The sequence below is a fragment of the Nitratidesulfovibrio liaohensis genome, from assembly GCF_011682075.1.
GTDB classification, from domain to species: Bacteria; Desulfobacterota; Desulfovibrionia; order Desulfovibrionales; family Desulfovibrionaceae; genus Cupidesulfovibrio; species Cupidesulfovibrio liaohensis.
In genome coordinates this window covers 1-3,253 of sequence record NZ_VSMK01000315.1, presented here as the reverse complement: position 1 = coordinate 3,253, position 3,253 = coordinate 1, and the positions used below count along the sequence as shown (strand labels likewise).

The following is a 3,253-nucleotide window of genomic DNA, read 5'->3' as shown; positions in this document are numbered from 1 at the left end:
GAGCAGGCCACGGCACAGGCCGGGCACAACGGTGGTGCATGGGATGGGGATGTCGCCGGACTGAACGCTGCTTCGGATTGCCCGCCGCACGGCACACCGGAAGGCGCTGCCGCATGCCCTTCGCACGGCCTGCCGCAGGCGGCGCAGCGCACTTCCGCCAGACCGCAGGCACGCGCCCACGCCGCAAGGCGTGCCCGAAGGGAATGCACCGGCTACTGGTTCACGGCCATGGCTTGGCCGTCGAACATGGCCCGCGCGGCGTTGCCGCCGTATTCCAGCACCCGCGCGCAGGTTGCCGGATCGTTGGCGATGTCGTCCGGCCCGTCATAGCCCGCCAGCAGCAGCGGCTCGGCCAGGGTGATGTTGAACGCCGCCAGAAAGTAGCGCAACGTCAGCAGGCTGCCGTCAAAAATGTGCTCGCCCTTCTTGCGCCCGGCCACCAGGGCCACCCAGGCCGTACGGCGCGGCAGGGACAGCAGCCGGGGGTCGCCCGCCTCGCGCCGCAGCCAGTATGACTGCCCCCGGTCGATGAACGCCTTGAACATGGCGGGCAGGTGGTAGAAAAACACCGGCGCGGCAAAGAACAGCGCGGGAGCCTCGTGCAGCATGGAGAACAGCGGCGCGCTGCGGTCGGTGCCCTCCAGGAAGCACCAGCCGTTGGGATCGTGCTGGCAGCGATAGCAGGAGACGCAGGGGCGCACCTCGTACTGACGCATCAGCGTGACCTCTATGTTGCCGCCAGCCTCGGCGAATCCGCGCGCGAACAGGGCGGCCAGCTTGTCGCTGTTGCCGTTGGCGCGCGGGCTGCATGACAACGCCCGGGCAGGAATGGTGCTTGCGTTCATGGCTACTCCTTGCCGTGCCCCCCGGTGTGGCGCCCCCCACCGGCCTCGTTTGGCTCCGTCGGCCCGTCCCACCTGTCCGGCCCGTCCGGCCCGTCTGGCCCGACCGGCCCGACCGGCCCGGGCTGCCGCGCGTCGCCCCCGTCCGGTGTGCCTCGCCGGAAGCGGATCTTCGCATGGTCCCCGTGCCGGGTGACGTCGGCCTGCCAGCCGGAAACCGTGTGCAGCGCATCCAGCGCCGCGTCCACGGCACCCTGGCCGACCAGAAACACCAGAGCCGCATCAGGCTTGAACCGGAGGTACCAACCTACCTCCATGCCCACCCCTCAGCAGGTGGCGCGCAGATCGATAAGCAGCGGTTCCGGCATGTCCATAGGCTCCGCATATAACAGCCCGTGCATAAATGCCAGGACTGTTTCGAAATGATGTACGCACGCCACTGTTCGCCCTGCGGCGCGCTTCGCGCCATTCGGGCCGGGTGCCCAAGGATGGGAACCGTCCGCCAACAGCCCCTACAGGGAAAACTCCGTGAAATACGGGTTGTTCAGCTTCTCCGCGCCCACGGTGGTTTCCGGGCCGTGGCCGGGGTAGACCACGGTATCGTCGGGCAGGGTGAATATCTTCTGCACCACCGAACGGCGCAGGGCGTCCAGGTCGCCGCCGGGAAAGTCCGTGCGCCCGATGGACCTGTGAAACAGCAGGTCGCCCACGATCACGGCCCCCGCCTGCGGAAAATGGAACGACAGACTGCCCGGCGTGTGGCCCGGCGTGGCCAGGGCGCGGCAGGCGATGGTGCCCAGATCCAGGTCGCCTTCCTCCACCGGCTGGTAGCTGAACGGCGTCACGCGCGGAAAGCCGAAGGCCCCGCCCCGACCCAGTTCCGTTTCCATCAGGAAGGCGTCTGCGGCTCCCGCCAGCACCGGCGCGCCGGAGGCTTCGGCCAGGGCCGCCGCGCCGTAGATGTGGTCGAAGTGCAGGTGGGTGATCAGGATGTGCGTAAGCGCAAGCCCGTTCTTCTCCGCGTACTGGAGCATGGGGCGCGGTGCACCGCCCGGGTCCACGGCCACGGCCGCCCCGTTCAGGTGCACGAGGTAACCGTTGGTCTCCAGCGGCCCCATGGGAAAGGTGGAAATACGCGGCGTTACAGAACTCACAGGGCCTCCAGCAGCAGTTTTTCAAGGGGGACGCGGTCGGACGAGCCGCGCTGGGCAGGGTGCCCGGCCGCGATGAGGGCCATGAATTCATACCGTCCGGCGGGCAGGCCCAGAACCTGCTCCACCTGTTCCGCCTGGTTGACGATCTCGCCCAGCCACACCGCGCCAAGCCCCAGCGCGTGGGCGGCCAGCAGCAGGTTCTGGATGCAGGCCCCCGCGCCCTGATGGTCCTTCATGGGGTGGTAGCACGCCTCGCGGTCGAGAAACACGGCCACCAGCACCCCGGCGTCGCGCACGATGCGGGCATACTTGGTGCAGCCCGCCAGCGCCTCCTGCCGGGGGTCGCCGGGCTGCACAACCAGAAAGCGCCACGGCTGGTTGTTCAGGCCGCTGGGCGCCCAGCGGGCCGCGTCCAGCATGGCCACGATCTCGTCACGGGTCACCGGCTCGCCGGTGAAGCGGCGGATGCTGCGCCGCTGGTGCAGGGCGTCGAGCACGGCGCGGGATGCATCGGAAATATGCGGGTCCGTCATGGGAATATTCTTGGTAAAAACTTTGGGGAATTTCGCTCGGAACGTGTGCTGGCGGAAAAGTGTGAACCGCTCGCGAACACGGCGGGGCAGCGCACACCCGTCTGACCATACCGGCCTGACTACAGCGGGCTGGCCACAACAGTCTGGCCTGACCTGACTATTTGAACCATAGCCCAACCCACCCTACGGTTCAACCTTTCCCCGGCGTTCCGGGCGGTGGCAGCCTCCTTCTCCGACCATGGCGTGACACGCCGCGCGCAACTGAACACGCCTTTCCAACGGTGCGGAAAAACGGTATAAGCCACACCCATGAAGCAGCCCACAGCACCCGGCGCCGCCGCATCCGAAAGTTTCCAGTCCTCGGTGCATGCCGACCCCACCTGTCCTTCCGCACGGGCCGCACAGGCCGCACGGGCCGCACGCCCCGCGCGGCCTGAAAATCCGGCCCAGCCCATGTGCCAGGTGCCGCTTACCCGGCGCGACCTGATCGCTTTCGAACACCGTCTGCGCGACGCCATGGCCCGCGTGCTGTCCTTCAAGGCGTACAGTCTGTATTTTCCCCGTGCCGCCAGCGGCCCGGAACCGCTGTGGCTGCCGCAGGAGCGCAAGCTGCTGGTGCCCCTGATGCATCAGGGCGAACAACTGGGCGTGTTCGTGGCGCGCGGCGTACCCGCGCGCACGGCCCGCGCGCTGTCGCCGGTGCTGCCGGGCGTGGCCGGGCTGT

The 3,253-nt window shown here is 68.3% G+C and carries 4 protein-coding genes and 1 pseudogene; 1 reads left to right on the top strand and 4 read right to left on the bottom strand.

Translation table 11 applies throughout. The features are described 5' to 3' along the window. Positions 1 to 212 precede the first annotated feature (212 nt). The 4 genes from FVW27_RS11160 to FVW27_RS11145 form a co-directional block, all read right to left on the bottom strand. A complete protein-coding gene (locus FVW27_RS11160; RefSeq protein ID WP_035068499.1) occupies positions 213 to 845 on the bottom strand; it encodes a flavodoxin family protein in 633 nt (210 codons plus the stop codon). A gap of 2 nt (positions 846 to 847) precedes the next feature. Continuing rightward, positions 848 to 1,159 carry a hypothetical protein gene (locus tag FVW27_RS11155; protein ID WP_167125154.1) on the bottom strand — a complete coding sequence of 104 codons (312 nt, stop codon included), beginning with the start codon at positions 1,157 to 1,159 and terminating at the stop codon, positions 848 to 850. Positions 1,160 to 1,354: 195 nt separating this feature from the next. Continuing rightward, a complete protein-coding gene (locus tag FVW27_RS11150; protein ID WP_167125156.1) occupies positions 1,355 to 1,960 on the bottom strand; it encodes an MBL fold metallo-hydrolase in 606 nt (201 codons plus the stop codon). Between the two features lie 32 nt (positions 1,961 to 1,992). After that, on the bottom strand, positions 1,993 to 2,529 hold the full coding sequence (locus FVW27_RS11145; RefSeq protein WP_167125152.1) for a nitroreductase family protein: 537 nt from the start codon (positions 2,527 to 2,529) through the stop codon (positions 1,993 to 1,995). 309 nt (positions 2,530 to 2,838) lie between these two features. On the opposite strand from FVW27_RS11145, the pseudogene FVW27_RS11140 reads away from it, so the two are divergent. After that, a pseudogene (locus FVW27_RS11140) lies at positions 2,839 to 3,253 on the top strand (hypothetical protein); the annotation flags it as partial.